The 26522-nt window shown below is 64.2% G+C and carries 26 protein-coding genes; 13 read left to right on the top strand and 13 right to left on the bottom strand.

Annotated features, from left to right (window positions below):
* Positions 1 to 46 precede the first annotated feature (46 nt).
* On the bottom strand, positions 47 to 829 hold the full coding sequence (locus J0L98_RS07860) for an alanyl-tRNA editing protein (protein ID WP_296411097.1): 783 nt from the start codon (positions 827 to 829) through the stop codon (positions 47 to 49).
* A gap of 57 nt (positions 830 to 886) precedes the next feature.
* A complete protein-coding gene (locus J0L98_RS07855; RefSeq protein ID WP_296411095.1) occupies positions 887 to 1777 on the bottom strand; it encodes a cysteine synthase family protein in 891 nt (296 codons plus the stop codon).
* A 264-nt stretch (positions 1778 to 2041) separates the two neighbouring features.
* On the opposite strand from J0L98_RS07855, the gene J0L98_RS07850 reads away from it, so the two are divergent.
* Genes J0L98_RS07850 through J0L98_RS07835 form a run of 4 tightly spaced genes read left to right on the top strand, consistent with a single transcriptional unit; the run spans position 2042 to position 4944 of the window.
* Positions 2042 to 3016 carry a transcriptional regulator gene (locus J0L98_RS07850; RefSeq protein ID WP_296411093.1) on the top strand — a complete coding sequence of 325 codons (975 nt, stop codon included), beginning with the start codon at positions 2042 to 2044 and terminating at the stop codon, positions 3014 to 3016.
* Positions 3013 to 3735 carry a queuosine precursor transporter gene (locus J0L98_RS07845; protein WP_296411091.1) on the top strand — a complete coding sequence of 241 codons (723 nt, stop codon included), beginning with the start codon at positions 3013 to 3015 and terminating at the stop codon, positions 3733 to 3735. The genes J0L98_RS07850 and J0L98_RS07845 overlap by 4 nt, the downstream gene beginning before the upstream one ends.
* 1 nt (position 3736) lies before the next feature.
* Positions 3737 to 4420 (top strand): hypothetical protein, encoded by a 684-nt coding sequence (locus J0L98_RS07840; RefSeq protein WP_296411090.1) that lies wholly within the window; start codon positions 3737 to 3739, stop codon positions 4418 to 4420.
* Entirely contained in the window at positions 4417 to 4944 is a 528-nt protein-coding gene (locus J0L98_RS07835) for a GTP cyclohydrolase I (protein WP_296411088.1), read from the top strand. The genes J0L98_RS07840 and J0L98_RS07835 overlap by 4 nt, the downstream gene beginning before the upstream one ends.
* A gap of 100 nt (positions 4945 to 5044) precedes the next feature.
* Here the strand turns inward: J0L98_RS07835 and J0L98_RS07830 are convergent, their stop codons facing one another.
* Both J0L98_RS07830 and J0L98_RS07825 read right to left on the bottom strand, forming a co-directional pair.
* Positions 5045 to 5530, bottom strand: a complete 486-nt coding sequence (locus J0L98_RS07830) for a glutaredoxin family protein (protein ID WP_296411087.1) — start codon at positions 5528 to 5530, stop codon at positions 5045 to 5047.
* Entirely contained in the window at positions 5527 to 7596 is a 2070-nt protein-coding gene (locus J0L98_RS07825; protein WP_296411086.1) for a M3 family metallopeptidase, read from the bottom strand. The genes J0L98_RS07830 and J0L98_RS07825 overlap by 4 nt, the downstream gene beginning before the upstream one ends.
* 110 nt (positions 7597 to 7706) lie before the next feature.
* On the opposite strand from J0L98_RS07825, the gene J0L98_RS07820 reads away from it, so the two are divergent.
* Positions 7707 to 8573 (top strand): HDOD domain-containing protein, encoded by an 867-nt coding sequence (locus tag J0L98_RS07820; RefSeq protein WP_296411085.1) that lies wholly within the window; start codon positions 7707 to 7709, stop codon positions 8571 to 8573.
* Between the two features lie 82 nt (positions 8574 to 8655).
* Here J0L98_RS07820 and J0L98_RS07815 read toward each other — a convergent pair whose 3' ends face one another.
* The 6 genes from J0L98_RS07815 to J0L98_RS07790 form a co-directional block, all read right to left on the bottom strand.
* On the bottom strand, positions 8656 to 9588 hold the full coding sequence (locus J0L98_RS07815; protein WP_296411083.1) for a phosphoribosylaminoimidazolesuccinocarboxamide synthase: 933 nt from the start codon (positions 9586 to 9588) through the stop codon (positions 8656 to 8658).
* Between the two features lie 52 nt (positions 9589 to 9640).
* On the bottom strand, positions 9641 to 10942 hold the full coding sequence (locus J0L98_RS07810) for a DUF3422 domain-containing protein (RefSeq protein ID WP_296411082.1): 1302 nt from the start codon (positions 10940 to 10942) through the stop codon (positions 9641 to 9643).
* Positions 10943 to 11089: 147 nt separating this feature from the next.
* Positions 11090 to 11470 (bottom strand): hypothetical protein, encoded by a 381-nt coding sequence (locus J0L98_RS07805; RefSeq protein ID WP_296411081.1) that lies wholly within the window; start codon positions 11468 to 11470, stop codon positions 11090 to 11092.
* 81 nt (positions 11471 to 11551) lie between these two features.
* Positions 11552 to 12616 (bottom strand): class II fructose-bisphosphate aldolase, encoded by a 1065-nt coding sequence (fba, locus tag J0L98_RS07800; RefSeq protein WP_296411080.1) that lies wholly within the window; start codon positions 12614 to 12616, stop codon positions 11552 to 11554.
* Positions 12617 to 12735: 119 nt separating this feature from the next.
* On the bottom strand, positions 12736 to 14181 hold the full coding sequence (gene pyk, locus J0L98_RS07795) for a pyruvate kinase (RefSeq protein ID WP_296411079.1): 1446 nt from the start codon (positions 14179 to 14181) through the stop codon (positions 12736 to 12738).
* A 103-nt stretch (positions 14182 to 14284) separates the two neighbouring features.
* On the bottom strand, positions 14285 to 16231 hold the full coding sequence (locus J0L98_RS07790; RefSeq protein WP_296411077.1) for a CHASE domain-containing protein: 1947 nt from the start codon (positions 16229 to 16231) through the stop codon (positions 14285 to 14287).
* A gap of 239 nt (positions 16232 to 16470) precedes the next feature.
* On the opposite strand from J0L98_RS07790, the gene rfbB reads away from it, so the two are divergent.
* The 5 genes from rfbB (at position 16471) to wecB (ending at position 21208) form a co-directional block, all read left to right on the top strand.
* A complete protein-coding gene (gene rfbB / locus J0L98_RS07785) occupies positions 16471 to 17532 on the top strand; it encodes a dTDP-glucose 4,6-dehydratase (protein WP_296411076.1) in 1062 nt (353 codons plus the stop codon).
* Positions 17533 to 17543: 11 nt separating this feature from the next.
* Positions 17544 to 18437 (top strand): dTDP-4-dehydrorhamnose reductase, encoded by an 894-nt coding sequence (gene rfbD / locus J0L98_RS07780; RefSeq protein WP_296411075.1) that lies wholly within the window; start codon positions 17544 to 17546, stop codon positions 18435 to 18437.
* A 12-nt stretch (positions 18438 to 18449) separates the two neighbouring features.
* Positions 18450 to 19334, top strand: a complete 885-nt coding sequence (gene rfbA / locus J0L98_RS07775; RefSeq protein ID WP_296411073.1) for a glucose-1-phosphate thymidylyltransferase RfbA — start codon at positions 18450 to 18452, stop codon at positions 19332 to 19334.
* Entirely contained in the window at positions 19334 to 19879 is a 546-nt protein-coding gene (gene rfbC / locus J0L98_RS07770) for a dTDP-4-dehydrorhamnose 3,5-epimerase (RefSeq protein WP_296411072.1), read from the top strand. Before rfbA ends, rfbC begins: the two co-directional genes overlap by 1 nt.
* A 222-nt stretch (positions 19880 to 20101) precedes the next feature.
* Positions 20102 to 21208, top strand: coding sequence for a UDP-N-acetylglucosamine 2-epimerase (non-hydrolyzing) (gene wecB, locus J0L98_RS07765; protein WP_296411071.1), 1107 nt, complete (start codon positions 20102 to 20104; stop codon positions 21206 to 21208).
* A gap of 84 nt (positions 21209 to 21292) precedes the next feature.
* Here wecB and J0L98_RS07760 read toward each other — a convergent pair whose 3' ends face one another.
* The 3 genes from J0L98_RS07760 to ftsY all read right to left on the bottom strand — a co-directional run bounded on the left by J0L98_RS07760 (position 21293) and on the right by ftsY (position 23062).
* Complete coding sequence (locus J0L98_RS07760; protein WP_296411070.1) at positions 21293 to 21481, bottom strand: hypothetical protein; 189 nt, start codon at positions 21479 to 21481, stop codon at positions 21293 to 21295.
* 11 nt (positions 21482 to 21492) lie between these two features.
* Entirely contained in the window at positions 21493 to 21795 is a 303-nt protein-coding gene (locus J0L98_RS07755; RefSeq protein WP_296411069.1) for a hypothetical protein, read from the bottom strand.
* Between the two features lie 160 nt (positions 21796 to 21955).
* Positions 21956 to 23062 carry a signal recognition particle-docking protein FtsY gene (ftsY, locus tag J0L98_RS07750; protein ID WP_296411068.1) on the bottom strand — a complete coding sequence of 369 codons (1107 nt, stop codon included), beginning with the start codon at positions 23060 to 23062 and terminating at the stop codon, positions 21956 to 21958.
* A 159-nt stretch (positions 23063 to 23221) separates the two neighbouring features.
* Here ftsY and J0L98_RS07745 point away from each other — a divergent pair, with 159 nt between their 5' ends.
* From J0L98_RS07745 to rsmD, 3 genes are read left to right on the top strand one after another with little or no spacing between them, the layout of a single operon-like run.
* Positions 23222 to 24595, top strand: coding sequence for a pitrilysin family protein (locus tag J0L98_RS07745; RefSeq protein WP_296411067.1), 1374 nt, complete (start codon positions 23222 to 23224; stop codon positions 24593 to 24595).
* A 25-nt stretch (positions 24596 to 24620) separates the two neighbouring features.
* Positions 24621 to 25958 carry a pitrilysin family protein gene (locus J0L98_RS07740; RefSeq protein WP_296411065.1) on the top strand — a complete coding sequence of 446 codons (1338 nt, stop codon included), beginning with the start codon at positions 24621 to 24623 and terminating at the stop codon, positions 25956 to 25958.
* The gene (gene rsmD / locus J0L98_RS07735) at positions 25955 to 26491 is read left to right on the top strand and encodes a 16S rRNA (guanine(966)-N(2))-methyltransferase RsmD (RefSeq protein WP_296411064.1); all 537 of its coding nucleotides are present in this window, start codon (positions 25955 to 25957) and stop codon (positions 26489 to 26491) included. Before J0L98_RS07740 ends, rsmD begins: the two co-directional genes overlap by 4 nt.
* Positions 26492 to 26522: the final 31 nt, after the last annotated feature.

Below are 26522 nucleotides of genomic sequence, written 5' to 3'. Positions count from 1 at the left end.
GGGGGTGAGTGCGAGGCCACGGATTGCGTGGCAGACCCGCCCGCCGTCAGCCGCCTCTGTCGAGCCGGTCGGTATCCGACGGCCCGAACGTGGCGATCAGTCTCTCCTTGCCCTTGCCGATGTTCTTACGTTGCACGCGGATACGTCCCACCAGGCCGGTTCTTGACACGTGGGTGCCGCCACAGGGGATGACCTCGTCGTTGCAGAGCCAGTAAAGGGCTTCGGGTTCGTCGGGATGCGCCCTGATTTTGATGGTATGGTCCGCGCAAATGAACTCGGTGGCGAACTCCTCCATCCTGGCCAGATCGTCCGGCATGAAGCGCTCGTCGACCCGAAGGTCGAACCGGGCCTGATCCTCCCTGATATGACAGCCGATGACCCAGTTGACCGCTTCCGGGCGCACTTGCTTCACGCCCAAGTACAGGATGTGTGCGGCGGTGTGGCTCAGGGAGAGTTGGGCTCGCCTGTCCATATCGATCGAAACGATGACTTCGTCGCCTACCGCTAGGTGATGCGCGTCCTCGGGCGTGACGCGATGGTAGATCGGGACGTCCACATGGACGCCGCTGAAGCCGTCCATGAACAGCACGCGACCGGGGCCGCGCTGCGTGTCATCGAACGCCAGCCTGAGACCGGAAGTTGTCTCAATTGTGCCCCTGTCGCCTTCCTGCCCGCCGCCTTCCGGGTAGGCTACGGTGCGATCCAGCCTGACTCCTCGGTCGGGCCGTACCTCACGCACAGTGGCAATCGCCCACCTAAGGTCCGGGGACAGGATGTACAGTTTTTCGGTCTTGCGGTCGCGAGTGATCTGCTGGATCGAATCCATCATGAATCTCCGTTTGTGGTGGTAGGTGGCCAGGATTTTCGTAACGGGAAGGGGTGAATGCTAACTACTACCCATGTATGAGCTGCCGCAGTCGTAAATCAAGGTCACGATCACGAGTCGCCTGCCTCGACGTTGGCGCCGGCCGGTCCACTCGTCCTCCAGGATCCGCGCCACATGAGCGTTGGCCGCGCTCGAGTAACCGACGAACAGGCCCTGTGTGCGGATAAGCCACTGCTGGGCACTCAGCATTTGTTCGTGGCTGCATGGCACGTAGCGATCGACGATCGAACTGTCGAATAGGGGCGGACGGGCGACACCGGTGCCCTGGATCGAATGGGGGCCGTAACTGTGGTTCTGAAAGTCGACGTTTTCTGGCTGGACCGCGACCACCTCGGTTGCCGGAAAGGTGGCTTTCATCGCCCGGCCGATGGCCGTGATCGAAGCGCCCGTACCAATACCCCCGACGAAAACGATCTGGTCATCGAACGAGCAAGCAATCGATTCCAAGAAGTTAAGAATCTCAGGAGCGGTATGGAGGGCGTGCGCGGCGAGATTAGCGGGGTTGCGAAACTGGTCGGGGAAGAAGTATGGACGTTCCTGCCGCGCCAGAACCTCCTGCACCGTGTCGAGAGTCGTCAGACCTCGGCGCAAAAACTCGAGTCCGACCAACTCCGCCCCGAGCGCTTTGAGGATTTTCCTCTTGTGCTGGCTGAAATTCAGATTGACCACCAGGTGCAGCGGGTAGCCCCTGCGGTTAGCCTCGATGGCGAGACCGATCCCCAGGTTACCCCCGGATCTCTCGAGCACGGTCATTCCCGGGGTCAGGTCCCCGTCCCGGATCGCATCGATCATGATCTGGCGTGCGGACCGGGCCTTGTGGCTGCCGCCCAGTTGCAGGTTCTCGAGCTTCGCGTAGATCGATGTGCTGATCCGCATGACAGGGGTGATCATGGACTTATCTCCTTGATGTTATGGCACATATGCCACTCTTTCCCTTCACGACAAGGCGACTGTTCCGATGCGTTCGCTTGCCGGAGATCATTTTATGTTGATCGTAGATCATTAAATTATGATCAGTCAACTGCAAAAACAGATCGTTTCACGCGATAAATGGTTCAGAAATCATTAGATGGTGTGCAATGATTGTGTTGGGTGATTGCTGAGCGATGCCTTATACTTGCCATGCAGTGTTTTGTTATCACATCCTTTTAAGTCATGGTGGTCGACATGGGGCGGTTCGAGAACTTCGGTAGATGCTTGGCCGAACTTCGGAAAGATGTAGGGAAGTCCCAGCGGCTGGCTGCTGAAGAATTGAGCTCGGGCGGAGACATCAGGTTGGGGCAGAGCATGTTGGCGAACTACGAGAACGGTGGTGTGGCGGACCCCGATCCGAAGGTTCTTCTTGCTCTCTCACGACTCTACAAGGTCGACTACATGGCGCTCGTGCTCGAACTTTGCAAAGAGAAGTATCGCCTCCCAATGCAGTCTGAAACGGACGCGACGGGAGTGCTCTATGAAGCCCGCTGGAATGTGTTCAAGGGAGCATTAAGACGGTTCGACAATATTGGCGATATTGATGACCCAAGTACCGTTCAAAGACTTGAGGAGCTTCAACTCGAAGCAAAAGCTGGGCTTGTGGCGTGTGAACAGATGCTCGATGTTCGGGGGTTGGCCACGTGGGAACGCGAACTGCCAAAGGCCAAAGTCTTCTGGATAGCCGCTTTGAACTACGTGGACAACGATGACAAAGAGATGGAGGACGTCGTTGTGGAGAACTTGAAGAAATCTGTTAACTACACGTACTTCGTTAGACCCCATGAGCTGAAGCCGGGTAGCGCCTTTGCAAACCTCAGAGTAAGGCTCGAGAAGAAAGCCGGAAAGCAAGTCGGCCAAGTATTCGGGATTCCTGTGGAAGACGAGAAATTGAAGGTGCTAAATGCGGATTATGCAATAGGCAACCCATTTGACCCAGATGGGTTACCCGTTGGCTTTCAGTGCATCCGCCAGAAGGGAAAACCGATCTACGCCTTTCACGTAGAAAGGGACGAACTGTTCCCGATCATCGCTTACCTTGAGGGCTTTGTCGAAACAGCGATTGGGAGCGAACTAATCACTACTGAACAGGCTCAAGTCCTGAGGTATGGAAACCATCAAGGGACGAAACGTCTGCGTGAGGTAAGCGCGTCATGAAAAAGGAATACCGTTACCTTACCTTTGTCACAGGGATATTCGTAGCAACGCTGCTAATCTCGAACACGCTCGACACGAAGATTTTTGCGTTCGGTTCCTTGGCGTTGCCGGCCGGAATCATCCTGTTTCCGCTCGCGTACCTCTTCGGCGATATTCTTACGGAGGTGTATGGCTATGCCACATCTCGCAAGGTGATCTGGTCTGGCTTCTTCTCCTTGCTCCTTATGGTGCTTACCTACGAGATCGCGCGACAACTTCCGCCGGCCTCGTTCTGGACGGACCAGCAGGCATATGACCATATTCTCGGGAAGGTGCCCCGCATAGTGCTCGCATCGATTGTCGCGTATTTCCTGGGTGAGTTCTGCAACTCATACGTCCTGGCCAAGATAAAGGTGCGTATGCAGGGTCGGATCATGCCGCTGCGGTTCGTCCTCTCAACGGTGGTAGGGCAGGCGATCGATACGTCAGTGTTCGTGCTGATCGCCTTCGCTGGCATTTTTCCGACGGCGGAACTGGTGTCGCTTACCCTGTCCGGGTGGGCCTTCAAGGTTGGTTGGGAGGTCCTGGCTCTTCCCTTTACCATGGTCGTTGTGCGTTTTCTCAAAAAAGCAGAAGGCGAGGACTACTACGATACCGACACTGACTTCAATCCGTTTCATGTTCTTCGGAACAACATTGGTGACGAGCCGGTCAAGGGAGGCGGTGTAAAGAGCTCTTAGCATGAAAATCACTAAGCAAGAGGTGGTCGTCTTCAAGGGCGTCCACTGCAATGAGAACTGTCTGGTTGCAGATATCTTGCGTGAGCGTTTCTCAAGGACGCTAGTCCAGCCCATCCTTGATGTTGGCTCTGGTCTGGGCGACATCTCGGCATCTGCGTTTCCCGAAAAGCGTGTGATTCATCTGGATGTTCTCGATTATTCGAACCATCCGATTCCAGTTAATCATTCCCGCGAGAAGTCGGACTTTTTTTCTTATGATCCGGCTGACCAGGCCATCGGGACGGTGCTGCTATGTCACGTTCTTCAGTTCTTGGACGACGATATATCAAGACTTAATGAGAAGGTGAAGGAGCTTGATCCAGAGTGCGTGGTAGTCGTTGACAACGCGAACGACTACTTCATGGGTGAACTCGTTGAGTGGTTCGCGAGCAACTCAAAGGATGCCAATCCAGAAGTGAATGTTCCGGAGTTCCCTGCGGGATACGTCCTTAGCGAGGAGACCCGCTTTACGGCAAGGCTGGAGTGCAAGGATTTTCCCACTTTGGCTGAGCAGGTGTGCTTTCTCATGGACTGCGCACTGCCAGTAGCTAAGCACCAGATGCTCGTGAAGTACTTGGAGCGACAATTAGACACACCATCGTTCGCCATCAACGAGCGAGTGAAGCTATTCAGGAGGCAAAGATGAAGACGGGTGCGACAGAGGAGGACGGCTTGTTCGGATTTATTACCGATGAGCATATACGCCAGAAACTGGCAGTGTCGGAAGACCGGATACGCAGGTCCTTCAAGGAACTGTTTTCTGGTTACGGGTTACGCGCTGAGGATGTCCTCAACGATGTTATCCATGTGTCCAATTACACTGGGCTGGTCACCGTCGCAGACATCAACTTCTATTCGTTCTGCGAGCACCATTTCGCTCCGTTTCTTGGGACGGCGTCCGTTACCTATGAGCCGGCGGAGATCATCACAGGCCTCGGGAAGATCATCAGGCTTGTTCGGGACGTGCATGGCCGACGGCTACAGATTCAGGAGATCCTCACGAGGGACATCGCCGAGGACATCATGCGGGTGTTGGGGGCGAAAGGCGTGTTCGTGGAAACCCAAGCGAAGCATCTCTGTACCTGTAGTCGCGGGCCTAAGGATGACACGGCAACAACCAAGGTGGTTTACGGCTGCGGGAGTCTGACGAAGATGGTGTCGAGAGGCTGACGCAAGAGCGGGGCCGGAGTGAGGGCATGAAGCAAATAGTTTGTTCTCGAGCGAAGGCTTCCGAGATATTCTGCAGATGGTTTGACCCGATGTGATCGTCTCAGCGCTTGCCGGCCGGGTAGCCGGCGTTGTCCAGCAGGCTATGCCACAGGGGTTCGGCGAGGCCGGCTTCCACTGTGCGGCCGACCACCAGGGTGGGAACGAAGGGCTCCTTGCTGAAGCGGGCCTTGAAGGCTTCGACCTGCTCGGTGCTGTCGATGGCGGTTTCGCTGAAGGGGACGCCCCGCTTCTGGAGCAGCGCGCGTGCGTCCTCGCAGGGCTTGCCGCAATCCTTGCTGGTGTACAAGGTCACCGGGAAGCTGGCAGCGGCCTTGCGGGTCAGGAAGGGCGTCTGGGCGTTGCCCCGGTTGGGCTGGACGTTGCGCTCCTCGAACTTCTTGATGGCCTGGGGGGGCGGCTGGTCGCTGTATTGCACGCGACCCTGCTCGTCCACCCAGCGGTAGGCGTTTTGAGCCGTTGCCGGCCCTGCACCGGCGAGCATCGCCAACAGCAGGGGCAGGACGGCGCGGGGGGCGGGGAGCTTCATGCCGGCACCATGCCGCTGTGGCGCAGCAGGGCATCCACCTGCGGCTCGCGGCCGCGGAAGGCCTTGAAGGATTCGAGGGCCGGGCGGCTGCCGCCGACGGCGAGGATCTCGTTCCAGAACCGCAGGCCGGTGGCGGTGTCGAGCACGCTGCCCTTGGGCCGGCCTTCTTCCTCGAAGGCGGCGAAGGCGTCGGCCGACAGCACTTCAGCCCACTTGTAGCTGTAGTAGCCGGCCGCGTAGCCCCCGGCAAAGATGTGGGTGAAACTGTTGGGGAAACGGTGCCAGGCTGGCGGCACCAGCACGGCGACTTCCTTGCGGACCTCCGCGAGGAGATCCATGTAGCCCTGGGTGGCCGGGTCGAAATCCATGTGCAGCAGCAGGTCGAACAGGGAGAACTCCAACTGGCGCACGGTCTGCAGGCCGCTCTGGAAGTTCTTGGCGGCCAGCATCTTGTCGAAGAGGGCTCTGGGCAGAGGCTCGCCGGTTTCCGCGTGGGCGGTCATTTCGCGCACCACATCCCATTCCCAGCAGAAGTTCTCCATGAACTGGCTGGGGAGCTCCACGGCGTCCCACTCGACGCCGTGGATGCCCGAGACGGCCAGGTCGTCCACCTGGGTGAGCAGGTGGTGGAGACCATGCCCGGTCTCGTGGAACAGGGTGATCACGTCGTCGTGGCTGAAGGTGGCGGGTTTGCCACCCACGGGGCCGGGGAAGTTGCACACCAGGTAGGCCACCGGGGTCTCGATGCCGCTGGGCAGGCGTCGCCGGGTGATGGCGGAGTCCATCCAGGCGCCGCCCTTCTTGGTGTCACGGGCGTAGAGGTCGAGGTAGAACTGACCGACCAACTGGCCGGCCCGCTCGATACGGAAGAAGCGCACGTCCGGGTGCCAGACGGGGCCGGTGTCCGGTTTGATGCTGACCTGGTAGAGCTTCTCGACGACCTGGATGAGGCCGTCCAGCACCTTGTGCTCGGGCAGGTACTCCTTCACTTCCTGTTCGGAGAAGGCGTAGTTGGCAACACGCAGTTTTTCCGAGGCGTAGGCCACATCCCAGGGTTCGAGGGGTGAGAGACCCAGTTGCTCCTGGGCGAAGGTGCGGAGTTCGGCCAGATCGCGCTCGGCGAAGGGTTTGGCTTTGACCGCCAGCTCGCGCAGGAAGCCCAGCACCTGATCCGGGCTGTCGGCCATTTTCGGGACCAGCGAAACCTCGGCAAAGTTGCGGTAGCCAAGCATGCGGGCTTCCTCGGCACGCAGGGCGAGGAGCTGCTGGATCAGCGGGCCGTTGTCCCACTCGGGCTTGCTGTAGCCGTTGTCGATCTCGGCGGCGCGGGTGGCATAGGCGCGGTACAGGGCCTCGCGCAGGCTGCGGCTGTCGGCGTACTGCATCACCGGTAGGTAGGAGGGCATCTTGAGTCCGAAGCGCCAGCCATCCTGGCCGGCCTTTTCGGCAGCCTCCTGCGCGGCTGCGATCACATCTTCGGGCAGGCCGGCGAGATCGCCTGCCTCGGTGACCAGATGGCTGAAGGCATTGGTGGCATCGAGGACGTTCTCGGAGAACTTGGCCCCCAGGCTGGCCATCTCTTCCTGGATGGCCTGGAAACGGGGCTTCCGGTCGTCGGGCAGCTCGGCACCGGAGAGGCGGAAACCACGCAGCTCGTTGTCGATGATGCGCCGGCGGGCCGGGCTGAGGGTGGCGTATTCGGGGCCGTGGGCAATGGCTTTATATTTTTCGAAAAGCTTAAGGTTTTGCCCCAATTCGGCGTAAAAACGGGTGACCTCCGGCAGCATCGCGTTGTAGGCCTCGCGCCATTCGGGGGTGTCCATGACGCTGTGCATGTGGACGGCAATCCCCCAGGCACGGCCGAGGCGCTCGCTCTCGTTTTCGATGGGCTCGACGAAGGTGGCCCAGGTGGGCACGGCAGGGTCGTCCTGGAGGCGTTCGACAGTGTTGCGCAGGGCCTCAAGCAGGCTGCGCACGGCGGGCTCCACGTGGGCCGGCTGAATCGCGTCGAAGCGTGGCAGGCCGGAGAGGTCGAGCAGGGGCGAGGTGGCGGGGGTGGTAGTCATTTTTTTGAAGGCTGTCAGTTGAGTGGATTCATTTTGCCGAAATCCGCGTGGAGTGTCGCCTCTATCGGCGATCCGGGGCAGGACGACGGACATGTGCAAAGGGGACGGGCGTGAGCGACAAAGCGTTGAATCTGGCGGAGCAGGCGTTCCTGCATACCATTACCCAGGAACTGGAGCGTGGCGAGCTGCGGTTTCCGACTTCCATGGAAGTGACCATGCGGGTGATGGAGGCCCTGGATGATCCGGACATGGACCTGGGCCGATTGTCGACCATGGTATCCGCTGAACCGCTGCTGGCGGCACGTACCGTGGCGCTGGCCAATTCCGCCTGGTACAACCCGAGCGGTCGCGTGGTCACGGATGTGCCGAAGGCCCTTGTTCGTATCGGCTTTGGCAAGTTGAGGGCGCTTTCCATGGCGGTGGCCGCGGAGCAATTGATGCACAGGGACATGCTCGGCCCCTACCAGCCCTTGATCCGCAAGCTCTGGGCCCACTGCGTGGATGTGGCCGCGACGGCAAGTGTGCTCGCACGGCGGTGTACCGGGCAGGATCGGGATGCCGCCTTCTTTGCCGGCATGGTGCATGACATCGGCCAGTTCTTCCTGCTGGCCCGGGTGTGGGAATACCCGGAGATGCTCAGCGAGGAGAGCCCTCTTTCGGATCTGGTGCGGGTTTGGCATGCCCCGGTGGGGCGGGCGGTGCTGGCGGCCATGAGCATGCCGCGGGAGCTGGTGGATGCGGTGGACAATCCCGAGATCTATGGGGGTGAGTGGCCGCCAGCCACGATCCCCGACCTGATCTTCGTTGCGAACCTGGTGGTTGAGTCGCGCAACCCGTTTTCGCCCGAGGACGAGGATTTTCGTCAAGGGCTGGCCCGGGCGGCGACCCTTGGCCTGGATCCCGTCCGTCTTGAGGAGGCTCTGACGGAATCCGCCGAAGAGCGGCAGTCGCTGATCGACCTCTTTAAGGTCGGCTGATTCCCGATTGCAGGCCTCCAGTGAATGCAGATGACCCGCCTTGGCGGGTCATCTGCATTCATGCGGTGCCCGAAGGCAGCGTTCAGAGGTGCTGGCCGGTGAGGCGCTCGTAGGCTTCGACGTACTTGGCGGCAGTGCGGGCAATGACCTCATCCGGCAGCCGGGGGCCGGGGGCGACCTTGCCCCAGTCGAGGGTCTCGAGGTAGTCGCGCACGTACTGCTTGTCGTAGCTGGGCGGGCTGATGCCTTCGGCGTAACTGTCGGCAGGCCAGAAGCGGGACGAGTCGGGGGTCAGGGCTTCGTCGATCAGGTGCAGGGTGCCGGCCGCATCAATGCCGAACTCGAACTTCGTGTCGGCAATGATGATGCCGCGGGTGGCCGCATAGTCGGCGGCCTCGGAGTACAGGCGGATGGCCGCGTCACGGGCTTCGGCCACGAGCTGGCTACCGGTCTTGCCGGTGCCCTTGAGGGCCTCGGCGAGGACGCTGGCGGTGCGGGCCTGGGCCTGCTCGAAACTGATGTTCTCGTCGTGATCGCCCACGTCGGCCTTGCTGGCCGGGGTGAAGATAGGGAAGGGGAGCTTCTGGGCCTGCTTGAGGTGGGCGGGCAGATCGATGCCGCAGATGGCGCCGGTGTCCTGGTAGTCCTTCCAGCCGGAGCCGATGACGTAGCCACGCACAACGGCCTCGATGGGGAGCGGGGTGAGGCGCTTGACCACCAGCGCACGGCCGCGCACCTGATCCCGCTCGTCGGCGGCCACCACGCTCTCGGGGTCGATGCCGGTGAGCTGGTTGGGGACGATGTGACCGAGTCTGGCGAACCAGAAGTTGGCCATGGCCGTGAGTACCTGACCCTTGCGCGGAATCGGATCCGGGAGGATGACGTCAAAGGCGGACAGCCGGTCTGAGGTGACGATGAGCAGCGTGTCGGCGTCGACGGCGTAAATGTCGCGCACCTTGCCGCGACCCAGCAGGGTCAGGCTGTGAAGGGAGGATTCGAAGAGCGGAGTGGTCACGGTCTGGGGTCCGTCGGTCAAAACGCGATTATAGCGGGGTGGCAGGGGTCGGTCAGTGTCCCGCATCGGCGGCAGCCAGATGCTTGCGCATGCGGTGCAGGCCGAAGGCGACGAAGCCGGCGATCAACGGGATGGCGGCAGCGGTGATGCCCTCCGGCGTGAGGGGCTCGATCTGGTGCTTGAGACCCTTCGCCATGTACTGCACCAGTTGCGAGGCGTAGTAGGTGATGGCCACCACCGACAGGCCCTCCACGGTCTGCTGCAGGTGGAGCTGGAGCTTGGCGCGGCGGTTCATCTGCCCGAGGAGTTCCTGGTTCTGGCGTTCCAGCTCCACTTCGACGCGGGTGCGCAGCAGCTGGCTGTTGCGGGCCACGCGGCTGGACAGGTCTTCCTGGCGGCGGGCCATGGTCTCGCAGGTGTTCATGGCCGGGAGCAGGCGGCGCTCCATGAACTCGTGGAAGGTGGGCAGACCGATGATGCGGCGCTCGCGCAACTCGGCAATGCGCTGCATCACCAGGCTGTGATAGGCCCGGGCGGCGCCGAAGCGGAAGGTGGTGCGGGCCACGGAGTGCTCGACCTCGGCGGCCATGGTGGTGAGATCGGCCAGCACGCTGCGTTCGTCCTCGGTGTTGCGCGCGGAGCCGGTGCGGTCCATCAGGTCGGCGAGGCGCTGCTCGCTCGCGCCCAGCAGCCGGCCGACCTCCTTGGCCACCGGAAAGGCCAGCAAGGCCATCAATCGATAGGTCTCGATCTCCACCAGCCGCTGCACGGTGCGGCCGGCCTGACGGCGGGTCAGGGACACGTCGATGACCAGGAAGCGGGAAAAACCGTCCTCGAACAGAAAGTCGGTGAACACCCAGGCCGCGCCGTCGGCCACGGTGGCGCCCACCATCTGGCGTCCGGTGGGGGAGAGCTGGGCCATGACGCTCTCCGGCGTCACTTCGGCCGCCGAGCGCAGTTCGACATGGGTGGCGACAATGAGCTTGCCGGGCAGGCTTTTCAGCCAGGCGTCGGGTACCACCGCGAGGGCCGATGTGTCCGAGTCCAGCCCTTCGCCCCGGGGGATGGAGCGGAAGAAGGTATAGCTGGAAAACTCGTTGTGGAGTTCCCACTTGAGCTGGAAGGTGCCGAAGTCGATCAACCTGTGGGTGCCGGCGGCATCGATGGGGCGTCCGAGGAGTTTGCCCAGTGCAATGAGATGCTGCTGGGCGGCGCCCGGTGCCTCGCCCTCGTGGTGCAGGGCGAGATAGCTGATCAGCTGGGGGCTTTCCAGGGGAACCGGCGGACGGGCATGGAACTCGTCGTTGAGGGCCTGGCGCAGGTCGTGCTCGGCGAAATGGTCGGGCAGGGTCATGGGCTCGGGCGTACGGGTGGTGCGCCGGGTGTGATCGGGCGCTTATCTTGCCGCTACGGAAGGTGCGCTGGCAAGCTCACCGCCCGGGGGCGGTGTGCGGCCTGTCACGGCGCGTTGTTGCGCTGCAACAAAATCGGCCCAGGTGTATCAGGATGAACCAATGGACAGGGCTAGCGCCGCCAAGGCGATGGCCGTTGCCACGCCGGTCGCGGCTGCGAGCAGACGATTTCGTTGGCGGAGTGCTGCCACGGCAGCGACCAGCTCGGCGTTCTGGGTGGCAAGGGCGCTGAGGAGCTCGGCGCTTTCCTGTTGACGGGTGCTCATCTCGGCCACCTGGGCCGCCAGGGCGGTGAGGCGTGCGTCGGGTGCGGAAGCGTCGCCCGGAACCGGTGTCCCTGCGCTGTGGGCGGTGTCCCGGGTGCTGACCTGCTGCCAGAGCTTGCGGGCACCCTGGGCGATGTCAGGGGCTTTGGCGATGACGTCGGACCAGGGGATGGCCTTGACGAGCGTTGACCAGGGAAGGGGCATGTCTGGTGCTTCTGGAGCGGCGCGTCAGGCTTCAGATGATGCTGCCCCCGAAGGGGCTGCATCATCTGGCCGGCTGCCGGATCAGCGGATGATCTGGTTGAGGGCGCCGCTCTTGTAGCTGGCGGCGATCTTGTCGAGGCCGATGGGCTTGATCTTGCTGGCGTTGCCGGCAGTGCCAAAGGCCTCGAAGCGGGCCTTGCACACCAGCTTGGCTGCTTCGCGAGCCGGCTTGAGGAACTCGCGCGGATCGAACTTGGAGGGGTTCTCCACGAAGAACTTGCGGATCGCACCGGTCATGGCCAGGCGGATGTCGGTGTCGATGTTGATCTTGCGCACGCCGTACTTGATGCCCTGGACGATCTCCTCGACCGGCACGCCGTAGGTTTCCTTCATGTCACCGCCGTACTGGCGGATGATCTCCAGCAGCTCCTGGGGCACCGACGAGGAGCCGTGCATGACCAGGTGGGTGTTAGGGATGCGGGCGTTGATGGCCTTGATGCGCTCGATGGCGAGGATGTCACCGGTGGGCTTGCGGCTGAACTTGTAGGCGCCGTGGCTGGTGCCGATGGCGATGGCCAGGGCGTCCACGTTGGTGAGCTTGACGAAGTCGGCGGCCTGATCGGGGTCGGTGAGCATCTGGGAGTGGTCCAGGGTGCCCTCGGCGCCGACGCCGTCTTCCTCACCGGCCTGACCGGTTTCCAGGGAGCCCAGGCAGCCCAGCTCGCCCTCGACGCTGACGCCGATGGCGTGGGACATCTCGACCACCTTGCGGGTCACGTCCACGTTGTATTCGTAGGAGGACGGGGTCTTGCCGTCTTCCATCAGGGAGCCGTCCATCATCACCGACGAGAAGCCGGAGCGGATGGCGCCCAGGCAGATGGCGGGGGACTGGCCGTGGTCCTGGTGCATGACCACCGGGATGTGCGGGTAGGCCTCGACGGCCGCGTCGATGAGGTGGCGCAGGAAGGCTTCGCCGGCGTATTTACGGGCGCCGGCGGAGGCTTGCATGATCACCGGGCTGTCGGTTTCCGCAGCGGCTTCCATGATGGCCTGGACTTGTTCGAGGTTGTTGACGTTGAACGCGGGCAGGCCGTAGCCGTTTTCGGCGGCATGGTCGAGAAGCTGGCGCATGGAAACGAGGGACATGGTTTTTTCTCCGGAGGCCGGGGCCGGCCTGGTAAAGACATAAAAAAAAGGATTCTACCAAGCCGGCATGGGGCCTGAGTGATCGACAGGCACCCACGTGCCAGGGATTGTGTTGCCGATCACACCGGACCGGGCTTGGGGGTGTCGCCGACGCGCACGATCTTCATGGTGTTGGTGCCGCCGGAGGCGCCGATGGGTTCGCCGATGGTCAGCACGATGAGGTCGCCGTATTCCACCACACCCTGCTCCAGCAGGATCTGTTCGGCCTCCCACAGCAGCACGTCCCGGTCGGCATGGACCTGGGACATGAGCAGGGGATAGACCTCCCGGTAGAGGGTCATCTGGTTGCGCGAGGAGATCTCCGGTGTGAGCGCGTAGATGGGTACGCCGCTGTTCAGGCGGCTCATCCACAGGGCGGTGGAGCCGGTCTGGGTGAGGGAGGCGATGGCCTTGACCTTGAGGTGATAGGCCGTCCACATCGCCGCCATGGCGATGGACTGGTCGATGCGGGTGAAGATCCGGTCGAGGAAGTCCCGGTCCATGGTGACTTCGGCGGACTTCTCGGCCTCGAGGCAGATCCGCGACATGGACTCGACCACTTCCACCGGGAACTTGCCCGAGGCGGTTTCGGCCGACAGCATCACGGCGTCGGTGCCGTCGAGCACCGCATTGGCCACATCCGACACTTCGGCGCGGGTGGGTACCGGGCTGTGAATCATGGACTCCATCATCTGGGTGGCGGTGATGGCGAGCTTGTTGCGCTCCCGGGCGAGGCGGATCATGCGTTTTTGCAGGGCCGGCACCGCGGCATCACCCACTTCCACCGCCAGGTCGCCACGCGCAACCATGATGCCATCCGAGGCATCGAGGATCTCCTCCAGGTTGGCCACCGCTTCGGTGCGCTCGATCTTGGCGATCAGCAGGGCGCTGCTGCCGGCCGCGCGCAGTAGCTGGCGGGCCATGTACATGTCGGCAGCCCCCTTGGGGAAGGAGATGGCGACGAAGTCCACCCCGATCAGGGCGGCGGTCTTGATGTCGTCCATGTCCTTCGCGGTCAGGGCGGGTGCCGTGAGGCCACCGCCCTGGCGGTTGATGCCCTTGTTGTTGGAGAGCTCGCCGCCCACCTTGACCCGGGTGTGGATCTCGTGGCCGAGGACGCGATCCACGCTCAGCTTGAGACGGCCGTCGTCAAGGAGCAGCACATCGCCGGGTTTCACGTCCCGGGGCAGATCCTTGTAGTCGAGGCCTACCCGATGGAGGTTGCCGGGTGTGGTCAGGGCGGCGTCCAGAATGAAGGCGGCGTCCTTGGTCAGGGTGATCTTGCCTTCCTCGAACTTCCCGACACGGATCTTCGGGCCCTGCATGTCGGCCAGGATGCCCACCGGGCGCCCCACCAGTTGGGCCGCCTCGCGGATCTGGTTGGCACGGGCGATGTGGTCTTCCGCCTTGCCGTGGGAGAAGTTCAGGCGGACCACGTCCACGCCGGCGTGGACAAGGCGTTCGAGGGTGGGGAGGTCGGACGAAGCGGGGCCGAGGGTGGCGACGATCTTGGTGTGGCGGGACATGGGGTCTCCAGGTTGTAGTGGCCTTCAGGGCCTGTTCTCGGTCGAGATTCTAACAAGGGGCCAGGCCTCGTGATGACATCCGGGCTGCTCCGGCGTCTCCCCATCATTGTCCTGCCGGCCGGGTGACGGCGCTGCCGTCGCCCGTGCGGCCGGAAGACTTGTTGCGGTACATGGCCGCGTCGGCGCGCCGTGTGAGGCTGTCGAGGTCGGTGCCATGGTCCGGATAGAGGGCGACGCCTATGCTGACCGAGACCAGGGCTTCATGACCTTCCAGGACGATCGGGGCGCCGACCGCCCGACGGATCTTCTCGGCAACGGCAAGGGCTTCGTTCATGCCGGCCATGTCGTGGAGCAGGGCCATGAACTCATCACCGCCCTGGCGGGCAAGCAGGTCGCTGGCGCGCAGGCAGTGGCGCAGGCGCTGGGCTGTTTCAATGAGCAGCGCGTCGCCGGCGGCATGGCCGAGGCTGTCATTGATCTCCTTGAAGTGGTCCAGATCCAGGTAGAGCAGCGCGAAGCGGCTGTGCTGCCGACGCGCCATCAGCAGGCTGGTATTCATCTGCTCGAGGAAGCTGGCGCGGTTGGACAGTCCGGTCAGGGAGTCGTGGGTGGCAAGGTAACGGATGCGCTCTTCCGACGCCTTGCGCTCGGAGATGTCCGTGACGCTGAGAATGACGCCTTGCAGGCCGCCGTCCTTGTCCCGCTGGGGCGCATCGGTGACGATGGCCGTCAGGGTGCGTCCGTCAGCGGTGAGCAGATCCTGCTCGTAGCTGGAGGGCTCGCCACGCTGCAGGCGGGTGAGGAGGCGGTTGCGAACGGCGGGCTCGCCGGGCGGCCACAGCTTGCTGAAGGGCGTGCCGATCAGGCTGTCTTCCGGGTAGCCGAGCAGGCGGGCCAGCCGTGGGTTGACGAAGGAAAAATTGAGCTTGGCGTCGAGCGCAGCGATACCGTCCCGGGACAGATTCACCAGGGTGCTGTAGCGTGCCTCACTGCTGCGCAGGGACGAACTGATCCGGTCGAGTGCGTGGGCCCGGGAGCGCGCCGCGGCCGCGGCGGCGGTCAGCAGGACGAGCAGACTGCAGATGAGCACTACGGCCCCGGTCTCCAGCCAGTGGGCCGTTGGACGTGCGCCGGGCCCCGGGGAGTCCTCAAAGACCAGGGTCCATACTCGGCCGTCGAGTTCGAGGAGCTTCCTGTCGCTCAGGTCCGGGGTGTTGTCCCCGTCCGGGTGGCTGTCGAAGAGCAGGGTCGCGGGTGTGGTGTCATGGCCGTCATGGATGCGCAGGCGGATGCGCGGCCCGGTTTCGGCAAGCGCGCCTGCGACAAGGTCGTTCATGCGGAAGGGGCCATAGACCCAGCCAAGCAAGGCGTGCTCCCGGCGTGCCGGGCTTCCCAGGTCTGCTCCGCGACGGAACAGCGGCATGTAAAGCAGCACACCCGCCTGGGGGTCGATGGCGGTCTCCTGGACCAGCCGCACCTTGCCTGACAGGGCCGGCAAGCCTGAGTGCAGTGCCTGGGTCATCGCCTGCCGACGTACCGGTTCGGACAGCATGTCGTAGCCAAAGGCGCGCTGGTTGCGCCAGTCGAAGGGCTCAAGATAGATGATCGCGCTGTATTCGTCGCGCGAACCGGGCGGGCTGACCCGGTAGTCGGGAAAGCCCTCCGCACGCATGGCGCGCTCATGGCGGGCCAGCTGGTCGGCGGGTATATGCGCCGCAAAACCGACGCCCTGGATGCCCGGATATTCCGCGGGCAGATTCAGGGCCGCCACGTAGCGCCGCCATTCATCTCGGGAAACCGTCTCCGATGCCTGGAAGAGGGCGTGAGCCCCCTTCAGCACCTGCCTGTAGGTTCTCAGGCGCTCTTCGATGCGCAGGGTGATTTCCCCCGTGTCCTGGGCGAATGCGCTGCGAATGGACTGACCGCGGGCCTGCTCCAGGCGATCCACGACCATCACGCCGAGCACACTCGCAAACACCAGGGCGACCAGAGTCGGTGTGGCGATGGCCGCTGTCAGTGTCTGCGTGAGTAACCTGGCAACAAACTGCATGGTCCTGCCGTCTCCCGTGTGCCGGTGCCCCTTCCGAGTGGTGAGGCCGGCCTTCTACTGGCTTAACGGCAGCGGGGCCGGCAGTTTGACCCTTGCATCGGATGGTGGCGCAGTGCGCAGACTTCATCATCCAGCGGTGTCATAATCGGCGCGCTTTCCGGAGGCGCCCCGGTTCGAGTCCGGCCGCTTCCGGCGTCGCCTCCGGGTGGCGCATCTCCGTGAAACCCTGAGGACCTCCCATGATTCTTGTAACCGGCGGTGCCGGCTTCATCGGTGCAAATTTTGTTCTCGACTGGCTGCGCACCAGCGATGAGCCCGTTGTCAATCTGGATGCCCTGACCTACGCGGGCAACCTGGAAAACCTGGCCTCCTTGCAGGGTGACCCGCGGCATATCTTCGTGCAGGGCGACATCTGTGACCGGGCCTTGATCGACCGCCTGTTTGCCGAGCACCGGCCCCGGGCCATCGTCCATTTTGCCGCAGAGAGCCACGTGGATCGCAGCATCCATGGCCCGGGTGACTTTGTGCGCACCAATGTGAATGGCACCTTCACCCTGCTCGAAGCCGCCCGCGGCCACTGGATGAGCCTGGAGGGTGAAGCCAAGGGGGGCTTCCGCTTCCACCACGTGAGCACCGACGAGGTCTATGGCTCCCTGGGGCCGAATGACCCGGCCTTCACGGAAACCAAGACCTACGAGCCCAACAGCCCCTACTCGGCCAGCAAGGCCGCCTCCGACCACCTGGTGCGTGCCTGGCATCACACCTACGGGCTGCCGGTGACCACCAGCAACTGCTCCAACAACTACGGCCCCTACCACTTCCCCGAGAAGCTGATCCCGCTGATGATCGCCAACGCGCTGGCCGGCAAGCCGCTGCCGGTGTACGGCGACGGCATGCAGATCCGCGACTGGCTCTTCGTCACCGACCACTGCTCAGCCATCCGCGCCATTCTGGCCAAAGGCACCCCGGGTGAGGTCTACAACGTGGGCGGCTGGAACGAGAAGCCCAACATCGAGATCGTGAACACCCTGTGTGCGCTCCTCGACGAACTCAAGCCCGATCCGGCCGGCAGCTACCGCCGCCTCATCACCTACGTCACCGACCGCCCCGGCCACGACCGCCGTTACGCCATCGACGCCCGCAAGATCGAGCGCGAACTGGGCTGGCGCCCGGCCGAGACCTTCGACACCGGCATCCGCAAGACCGTCGAGTGGTACCTGGCCAACCAGAACTGGGTGGCCCATGTGCAGAGCGGCGCCTACCGGGACTGGGTCGAGAAGAACTACGCCGGTCGCGAGTAAGGACGCCCACCATGAAGATCCTCCTCTTCGGCAAGAACGGCCAGGTGGGCTGGGAGCTGCAGCGCAGCCTCGCCCCGCTCGGTGAGCTCATCGCCCTTGATCATGACGGCGCCCCGGGCCTCTCCGGCAACTTTGCCGACCCTGAGAGCCTCGCCGCCACCGTGCGTGCGGTAGCGCCCGATCTCATCGTCAATGCCGCCGCCCACACCGCCGTGGACAAGGCCGAGAGCGAGCCCGACTTCGCCCGCGCCCTCAACGCCCTGGCCCCCGGTGTCCTCGCCCGTGAAGCCGCCACCCTGGGCGCCCTGCTGGTGCACTACTCCACCGACTACGTCTTCGATGGCAGCGGTGAAACGTCCCGGGACGAAGCGGCCCCCACCGGCCCCCTGTCCGTGTATGGCCGCACCAAGCTCGAAGGCGAAGAGCTCATCCGCCGGAGCGGCGCCCGCCACCTCATCTTCCGCACCAGCTGGGTGTATGCCGCCCGCGGCGGCAACTTCGCCAAGACCATGCTCAAGCTTGCCGCCGAGCGCGACCGGCTGACCATCATCAACGACCAGCACGGCGCCCCCACCGGAGCCGACCTGCTGGCCGACGTCACCGCCCACGCGGCCCGCATGACCCTGGCCGACGCCGCCCTGGCCGGCACCTACCACCTGGTAGCCGGTGGTGAAACCACCTGGTACGCCTACGCCCGCCACGTCATCGAGTTCGCTCGGGCCCAAGGCCGCCCCGTCAAGGTCGCCCCGGAGGCCATCCTCCCGGTGCCCACCAGCGCCTTCCCGACGCCCGCGGCCCGCCCGGCCAACTCCCGGCTCGACACCCGCAAGCTCCGGCAGGCCTTCGGGCTCAGCCTGCCGGCCTGGCAGCAGGGCGTCGACCGCATGCTCACCGAAATTCTGTAAATGGACCTCCCCATGACCCAACGCAAAGGCATCATCCTCGCCGGCGGCTCCGGCACCCGGCTGCACCCGGCCACCCTGGCCGTCTCCAAGCAGCTCATCCCGGTGTACGACAAGCCGATGATCTACTACCCCCTCAGCACCCTGATGCTGGCGGGCATCCGCGACATCCTCATCATCTCCACCCCCCAGGACACCCCGCGCTTCCAGCAACTGCTCGGCGACGGCGCCCAGTGGGGCCTCAACCTGCAATACGCCGTGCAGCCCAGCCCCGACGGCCTGGCCCAGGCCTTCGTGATCGGCGCCGACTTTGTCGGCAGCGGCCCGAGCGCGCTGGTGCTGGGCGACAACCTATTCTACGGCCACGACTTCGCCAGCGGCCTGCGGGAGGCCACCAAGCAGACCGACGGCGCCACCGTCTTCGCCTACCCGGTGCATGACCCCGAGCGCTATGGCGTGGTCGAGTTCGACGCCGCCGGCCGGGCCATCAGCCTCGAAGAGAAGCCCAAGGCCCCCAAAAGCCGCTACGCCGTGACCGGCCTCTACTTCTACGACAACCGGGTGGTGGACATTGCCCGCGACCTCAAGCCCGGCCCGCGGGGCGAGCTGGAGATCACCGACGTCAATCGCCAATACCTCGAATGGGGCGCGCTCGATGTGCAGGTGATGGGCCGCGGCCACGCCTGGCTCGACACCGGCACCCATGAAAGCCTCCTCGAAGCCGGCCTGTTCATCCAGACCATCGAGAAGCGCCAGGGCCTCAAGATCGCCTGCCCCGAGGAGATCGCCTGGCGCGCCGGCTGGATCGATGCCGAACAGCTGCAAAAGCTCGCCGCTCCCCTGGCCAAGAACGGTTATGGGCAATACCTCGTGCGCCTCCTCCAGGAAAAGGTGTTCTGATGAAGGTGATTGAAACCGCCATCCCCGACCTGCTGATCCTCGAGCCCAAGGTCTTCGGTGACGCCCGGGGTTTCTTCATGGAGAGCTTCAATGCCCGGAGCTTTCACGAAGCCACCGGGCTGAACGTGGATTTCGTGCAGGACAACCACTCCCGCTCCGCCAAGGGGGTGCTGCGCGGCCTGCACTATCAGATCCAGCAGGCCCAGGGAAAGCTGGTGCGGGTGGTGCGCGGCAGCGTCTTCGACGTGGCCGTGGACCTTCGCCGCAGCTCACCGACCTTCGGCCGGTGGGTGGGCGTGACCCTGAGCGAGGAGAACAACCGCCAGTTCTGGATCCCGCCGGGCTTTGCGCATGGTTTCCTGGTGACCAGCGACAGCGCCGATTTCCTGTACAAGACCACCGACTACTACGCGCCCGAGCACGAGCGCAGCCTGGCCTGGAACGACCCCGATGTGGGCGTGGTCTGGCCCCTCGACGGAGCCCCCCTGCTGTCGGCCAAGGATGTGGCTGGCAAGCCCTTGGGAGAATGCGAGACCTTTCCCTGATTGAGCGTCAGCAAATCGGCTGTGCCCCCTCTTTCATCCCTGTGACGCGGCACTGGGGGCCGGGTCCGGTGGTGTGTCGGGCAGCGGACCCCGTCCGCTCGCCACGATTTCTTCACGGGCTCGGTTTGCTGCCATTGGCATGCGTCTGACAATTATTTCTTTGTGAGCCCAGCATCCCCCGCGCAATAATGCGCGCCTGACATTCCGCCCGTGGAGTCCTGCATGTCCCGTTCCCTCATCTACCTCGTCGCCGGCGCGCGTCCCAATTTCATGAAGATCGCGCCGATCGTGCGAGCCCTGCAGGCGCGGGCTGATCGCTTCGACTTCCGCATCATCCATACCGGCCAGCACTACGACCGGGAAATGAGCGATGTCTTCTTCGATGAGTTGGGCATTCCCAAGCCCGATTACCACCTGGAAGCCGGTGGCGGCAGCCACGCCACCCAGACCGCCAAGATCATGGTGGCCTTCGAGGAGATCTGCCAGAAGGCCCGCCCCGACTGTGTGCTGGTGGTCGGCGATGTGAACTCCACCCTGGCCTGCTCCATCGACGCCAAGAAGCTCGACATTCCGGTGGCCCACGTGGAAGCTGGCCTGCGCAGCGGCGACATGCGCATGCCCGAGGAGATCAACCGCCTCGTCACCGACAGCATCTCCGACTGGTTCTTCTGTACCGAGCCGGCGGGCGTGGATAACCTGCTGCGTGAAGGCAAGGGCCAGGACGTGGTCTTTCACGTGGGACACGTGATGGTGGACAACCTGCTGTTCCAGCGCGACAAACTCGACGCCTCCGACAAGGCCGGCATGGAGACGCAGGCCATCAAGGCCCAGTACCCCAGGTATGGCGTGGTCACCCTGCATCGCCCCTCCAACGTGGACGACGAAGCCAATCTGCGCGGTATTGCCGGCGCTCTCAAGCAGATCGCCGCCGACTTGCCGCTGATCTTCCCGGTGCATCCGCGTACCCGCGGCAACCTCGAAAAGTTCGGCCTCGACCTGGGCCCCAACGTGGTGCTGACCAAGCCCCAGTCCTACATGGAGTTCCTCAACCTGTGGAAGGATGCAGCCCTGATCATGACCGACAGCGGCGGCCTGCAGGAGGAGACCACCGCCCTCGGTGTTCCCTGCCTGACCCTGCGTGAGAACACCGAGCGCCCGGTGACCATCGATGAAGGCAGCAACGTGCTGGTGGGGACCGATCCTGCCCGCATCCTTGAGGAGGCCGCCAAGGTGCTGGCCGGTCAGGGCAAGCAGGGGCGCCGCCCCACCCTGTGGGACGGAAAGGCCGCCGAGCGCATTGTGGCCGACCTGGACCGCCTGCTGGCCTGACGATTACCCCGTACGGGTGAAAACGGCGGATGTTGCGATGTGATTCGCAACATCCGCCGTTTTGCTTTTCGGGCGGCGTGGCGCTCAGCCGCCGGATGGCGGCCGGGATGGCAGGTGTAGCGCCACGTCCACTTTGCTGATGCGCCCCTGGGGATCGGGCTCCCCGAGGGTCAGGCTGGTTTCCAGTTCGCCACGGATCAGGCAATGGGCAACGCAGTGCAGCCGCTCGGGGTTGTCCGGATCAAGCGTGCGTTCGATGCCGGCAAGGTTCACCCGGGGGCCGGTCAGGCGCAGGCTGAGGTGGGGCGGGGCAGCATCCGCCCGATTCCCCGGGACTCGGCAAGGGTCAGGCCGTTGGTCGCCCCGCGGCGGAAGGTGGCGTTGACTTCATCGGCGGCGATGCCGATCCGCGAGGCGGTGAGGGCGCTGAGCAGCTCGCCCTCCTTGTGGACCAGCAGCAGGGCCTGCAGGCCGAGGGCCAGGGTCAGGGCGGCAAAGAGCAGGAGGCCGATGCGCAGCCAGCGGGCGGGAGGAAGCGACCGGGTTGTTGTCGATGCGGGGGGTGGGGGGCTGACTGGGGATGACATCCACGACGCTCCTGGTGAGGAGGCGGGATGCATTGAAAGCTGTGTCGCCCCTTCATTGCGCAAGCATAAGCGAATGGGGGGGGGTGATGCACGCCCGGATGGGATGCCCGGGAAGGGTATGGTGCCGCGGGACATTGCCCCGCGGCGGGTTGGGCAGGCTTCAGCCCGGGGTGTCGGTGCTCCCGCCGATCGGGGTGAACAGGGCATCCACGAACTCCCTGGCGCGGAACACTTGCAGATCGTCGATCTGTTCGCCGACACCGATGAAGCGCAGGGGCTTGGGGCATTGGCGGGCAATGGCGGCAACCACGCCGCCCTTGGCGGTGCCGTCGAGCTTGGTGAGCACCAGCCCGGTGACGCCGATGGCCGAATCGAAGGCCTTGACCTGCTGGATGGCGTTCTGGCCGATGTTGGCGTCGAGCACCAGCAGCACCTCGTGGGGGCCGCTGGGTTCGGCCTTCTGGATCACCCGGCGTACCTTGGCGATCTCCTCCATCAGGTGTAGCTGGGTGGGCAGACGGCCGGCGGTGTCGGCCAGCACGATGTCGATGTTGCGGGCGCGGGCGGCGCTGATGGCGTCGAAGACCACGGCGGCCGGGTCGCCGGATTCCTGGGCGATCACCGACACGCCGTTGCGTTCGCCCCAGGTCATTAGCTGCTCACGGGCGGCGGCGCGGAAGGTGTCACCCGCGGCCAGCAGCACGCTCTTGCCCTGGCTTTGGAAGTGCTTGGCCAGCTTGCCGATGGAGGTGGTCTTGCCGGAGCCGTTGATGCCCGCGATCATGATGATGTAGGGCTTGTGGCCGCTGATCTCGAGGGGCCGTTCGAGGGGGGCCAGGATGTTCAGCAGGCCTTCTGACAGGGCACCCTGGAGCTGGTCGGCTGTTTCCAGCTTGTCGCGCTTCCAGCGCAGGCGCAGTTCCTTGAGCAGATGCTGGGTGGCTTCAACACCACAGTCGGCCATCAGCAAGGTGGTTTCCAGCTCTTCGAGGAGCTCCTCGTCGATCTTGCGACGGGAGAACAGGCTGCTCAGGCCGCCGAGACCGCCGCCGATCTGCTCCCGGGTGCGGGAAAGGCCGGCACGCAGCCGGTCCATCCAGGAGCGTTTCTTTTCGGGCTCGGGGGGGCTGGCCACGGGCAAAGGCGCCGGGGCCGCTGCGGCCTGCGCCGGAACAGCCTCGGGGAGCACTGGGGCGGTTGCCGGGGCTTCGGGCTCTGGCGCGGGCGCATCGCCCGGTTTCAGGGCTTTCTTGAGGAAACCAAACATGGAGTGGTGAGTCTGAAAGTGGGTCGATCGGGACGAGGCCGGGGGGGAATACCCCCGCTTTGCCCGGTTGGCCGAGCCGCCGGAATGCCGCTATGATGCCGCGCCACACGCCGGCCTGCGGCCACCGTTTTCGAATTTTACCAGATGCTTCAAGAGCCTATGATGAATCGCAGATTGAGGGTCGCCCGTAGTGCCCTTGCCCTTGCCGCCGCCCTTGCCGGGCCGGTGTGGGCCAATCCCTTCGAGACGGCGCTTCCCAACGGGATGAAGCTCATCGTCAAGGAAGATCGCCGGGCACCGTCCGTGGTGCATATGGTGTGGTATCGGGTGGGGGCGATGGATGAGGTGGATGGCACCTCGGGGGTTGCCCACCTCCTTGAGCACATGATGTTCAAGGGTACGAAGAAGCTCGGCCCGGGGGAGTTCAACAAGCAGGTTGCTGCGGCAGGGGGGCGGGATAACGCTTTCACCAGCCACGATTACACCGCGTACTTCCAGCAGGTGCCCCGGGAGGCCCTCGGCCGGATGATGGCCCTGGAGGCCGATCGCATGGCCCACCTGCAGATCACCGAAGCCTCGTTCAGGAAGGAGATCGAGGTAGTCAAGGAGGAGCGCCGCCTGCGCACGGATGACAAGCCCCGCTCCCTGGTGATTGAGCAGCTGATGGCCACGGCCTTCCAGGCGCATCCTTACCGCCGGCCGGTCATCGGCTGGATGAGCGACCTGGAGAACATGACGGCCCAGGACGCACGCGATTGGTACCAGCGCTGGTACGTGCCGAACAACGCCACGCTGGTGGTGGTGGGTGATGTGGATCATCAGGCTGTCTTCAAGGAGGCCGCGGCCACCTACGGGCGGGTCAAGGCCCGGCCCCTGCCGGTGCGCAAGCCCCTGATCGAGCCCGAGCAGACCGGCTCCCGCCGCACCGTGGTCAAGGCGCCGGCGGAGCTGCCCTATGTAGCCCTGGCCTGGCGGGTGCCCAGCCTGCGGGATGTGAAGGCGGACAGTGACTTCTACGCCTTGCAGGTGCTGGCGGCCGTGCTGGACGGCTACGAAGGTGCCCGGCTGGCAAAGAACATTGTGCGCGGCAGCCGGATTGCCGTGACTGCGGGGGCCGGCTATGACGGGACGGCCCGCGGCGAGTCCCTGTTCTATCTCGATGGCGCGCCGGCTGCGGGCCGGACGCCGGCCGATGTGGAGGCGGCCCTGAAAGCCGAGATTGTGCGCATCCAGAACGAAGGGGTGTCCGAGGACGAACTGCGCCGGGTCAAGGCCCAGGCGGTGGCGGGTCAGGTTTACAAGCGTGACTCGTTGATGGGGCAGGCCATGGAAATCGGCATGGACGAGATGGTCGGCCATTCCTGGAAAGACGACGCCCTGATGCTGGAGCGCATCCGCGCCGTGACGGCTGCCGAGGTGCAGGCGGTGGCGCGCAAGTATTTCCGCGACGAGACCCTGACCGTCGCCCAGCTCGACCCCTTGCCGGTGGATCCCCAGGCCCGCGCCAAGGCCGTTGCTCCCCACCGCCACTGACCGCTCCTGAATTCGAGGTTGATTGATGATTTCCCAATGCAAACGTGTGGGGCTGGCCCTTGCGCTGACCTTCGCAACGCTATCGGCCCAGGCCGGGCTGACCATTCAGAACTGGACGACAGCCAATGGCGTCCGGGTGTACTTTGTCGAGAGCCGGGCCTTGCCGATTGTGGACGTGCAGGTGGACTTCCGTGCCGGTGGCGCCGAGGCTCCCGTGGGCAAGGCGGGGCTGGCGGGCCTGGCACGTGGCCTCCTCGATGCCGGTGCAGGCACTCTTGACGAGGACGCCATCGCCAATCGGGTGGCCGACCTGGGGGCGCAGATCGGTGGCGGTGTCGACATGGATCGTGCGTCGGTGTCCCTGCGGACCCTCAGCAGCGCGGTCGAACGGGAGGGGGCGGTGGACCTGCTGGCCACCCTGATTCAGCAACCCACCTTCCCTGCGCCTGCGGTGGAGCGCGAGAAGGCGCGCAGTATTGCCGGGTTGAAGGAGTCCGACACCCAGCCCGATGCCATCCTGTCGCGCCGTTTTGCGGCGGCCGTGTTCTCCGACCATCCCTATGGACGCCTGCCGTCGGTGGACACCATGACCTCCCTCACCCGTGAGGATCTGGTGGATTTCCATCGTCGGCACTACACGGCGGCCGGGGCGGTGGTCAGCATCGTCGGCGATGTCTCGCGTAGCGACGCCGAGGCCATCGCGGTCCGACTCACCGGCGCCCTGCCCGCGGGCGTGTTGCCGGCGCCGCCCGTCGATGCAGCCCCCCCCGCGGGAGGCACGATCCGTGTGCCAAATCCGTCGGCGCAGGCGCACATTGCCGTGGGCCAACCCGGCATCCGTCGCGGCGATCCGGACTTCTTCCCGCTCGTGGTGGGCAATTACATCCTGGGTGGGGGAGGCTTCGTCTCCCGGTTGACCCGGGAAGTGCGGGAGAAGCGTGGCTACGCCTACAGCGTGTACAGCTATTTTTCGCCGCAACGCAGCGTCGGTCCCTTCCAGATCGGGCTGCAGACCAAGGGCAGCCAGACCGATGATGCCCTCAAGGTGGTTTCCGAAACCGTGGCCGCCTTCGTGAAGGATGGGCCGACCGAGAGTGAGCTGAAGGCGGCCAAGGAGAACCTGATCAATGGCTTCGCCCTGCGTCTCGACTCCAACCGCAAGATGCTGGAGCAGGTGGCGGTAATCGGTAGTTACGGTTTGCCCCTCGACTATCTGGATACCTATCGGACCAAGGTTTCGGCTGTCACGGCGGCCCAGATCCGCGATGCCTTCCGGCGTCATGTGTTGCCCGAGCGCCTGGTGACTGTGGTGGTGGGGGGGGATGGGGACAAACCCGATGCCCGCGGTGGAGCTGCCCGTTGAGCCGGATCCGCATCATCGGGGGGGAATGGCGCTCCCGCCTCATCGACGTCAGTCTCGTCAAGGGCTTGCGCCCCACGCCGGACCGGGTCCGAGAAACCCTGTTCAACTGGCTGGGGCAGGATCTCGACGGCAAGACCTGTCTTGACCTCTTCGCCGGCAGCGGTGCACTGGGTTTCGAAGCTGCCTCCCGGGGGGCGGCGCAGGTAACGATGATCGAGCAGGATGCCGTCGCCTGGGGTGCCCTCCAGGCCAATGCAAAGACCCTGCAGGCGTCATGTGTACGGATTGTGCGGGGCGATGCGCTAAAATTCGCCCGTTCCGCCGATCACGGCTTCGACGTGGTCTTTCTCGACCCTCCCTACCGGGCGGGCTGGATCGAGCGGATGGGGCCGTTGCTGCCGGGCCTTCTCTGTGAGGGAGGAGTGGTCTATGTGGAAGCGGAATACGAGATCGAAAACATCGACCGATTGACGCGAATCAAGCAGGGGACGGCCGGGCAGGTGTATTACCACCTCTTTGCCGCAGCGCCCTGACCTTCGCGCGATTGCGCCGACAGGGGAGGCC

It is taken from the genome of Zoogloea sp. (genome assembly GCF_017302315.1).
Taxonomy (GTDB): domain Bacteria; phylum Pseudomonadota; class Gammaproteobacteria; order Burkholderiales; family Rhodocyclaceae; genus Zoogloea.
This window is presented reverse-complemented; position numbering and strand designations above follow the sequence as displayed.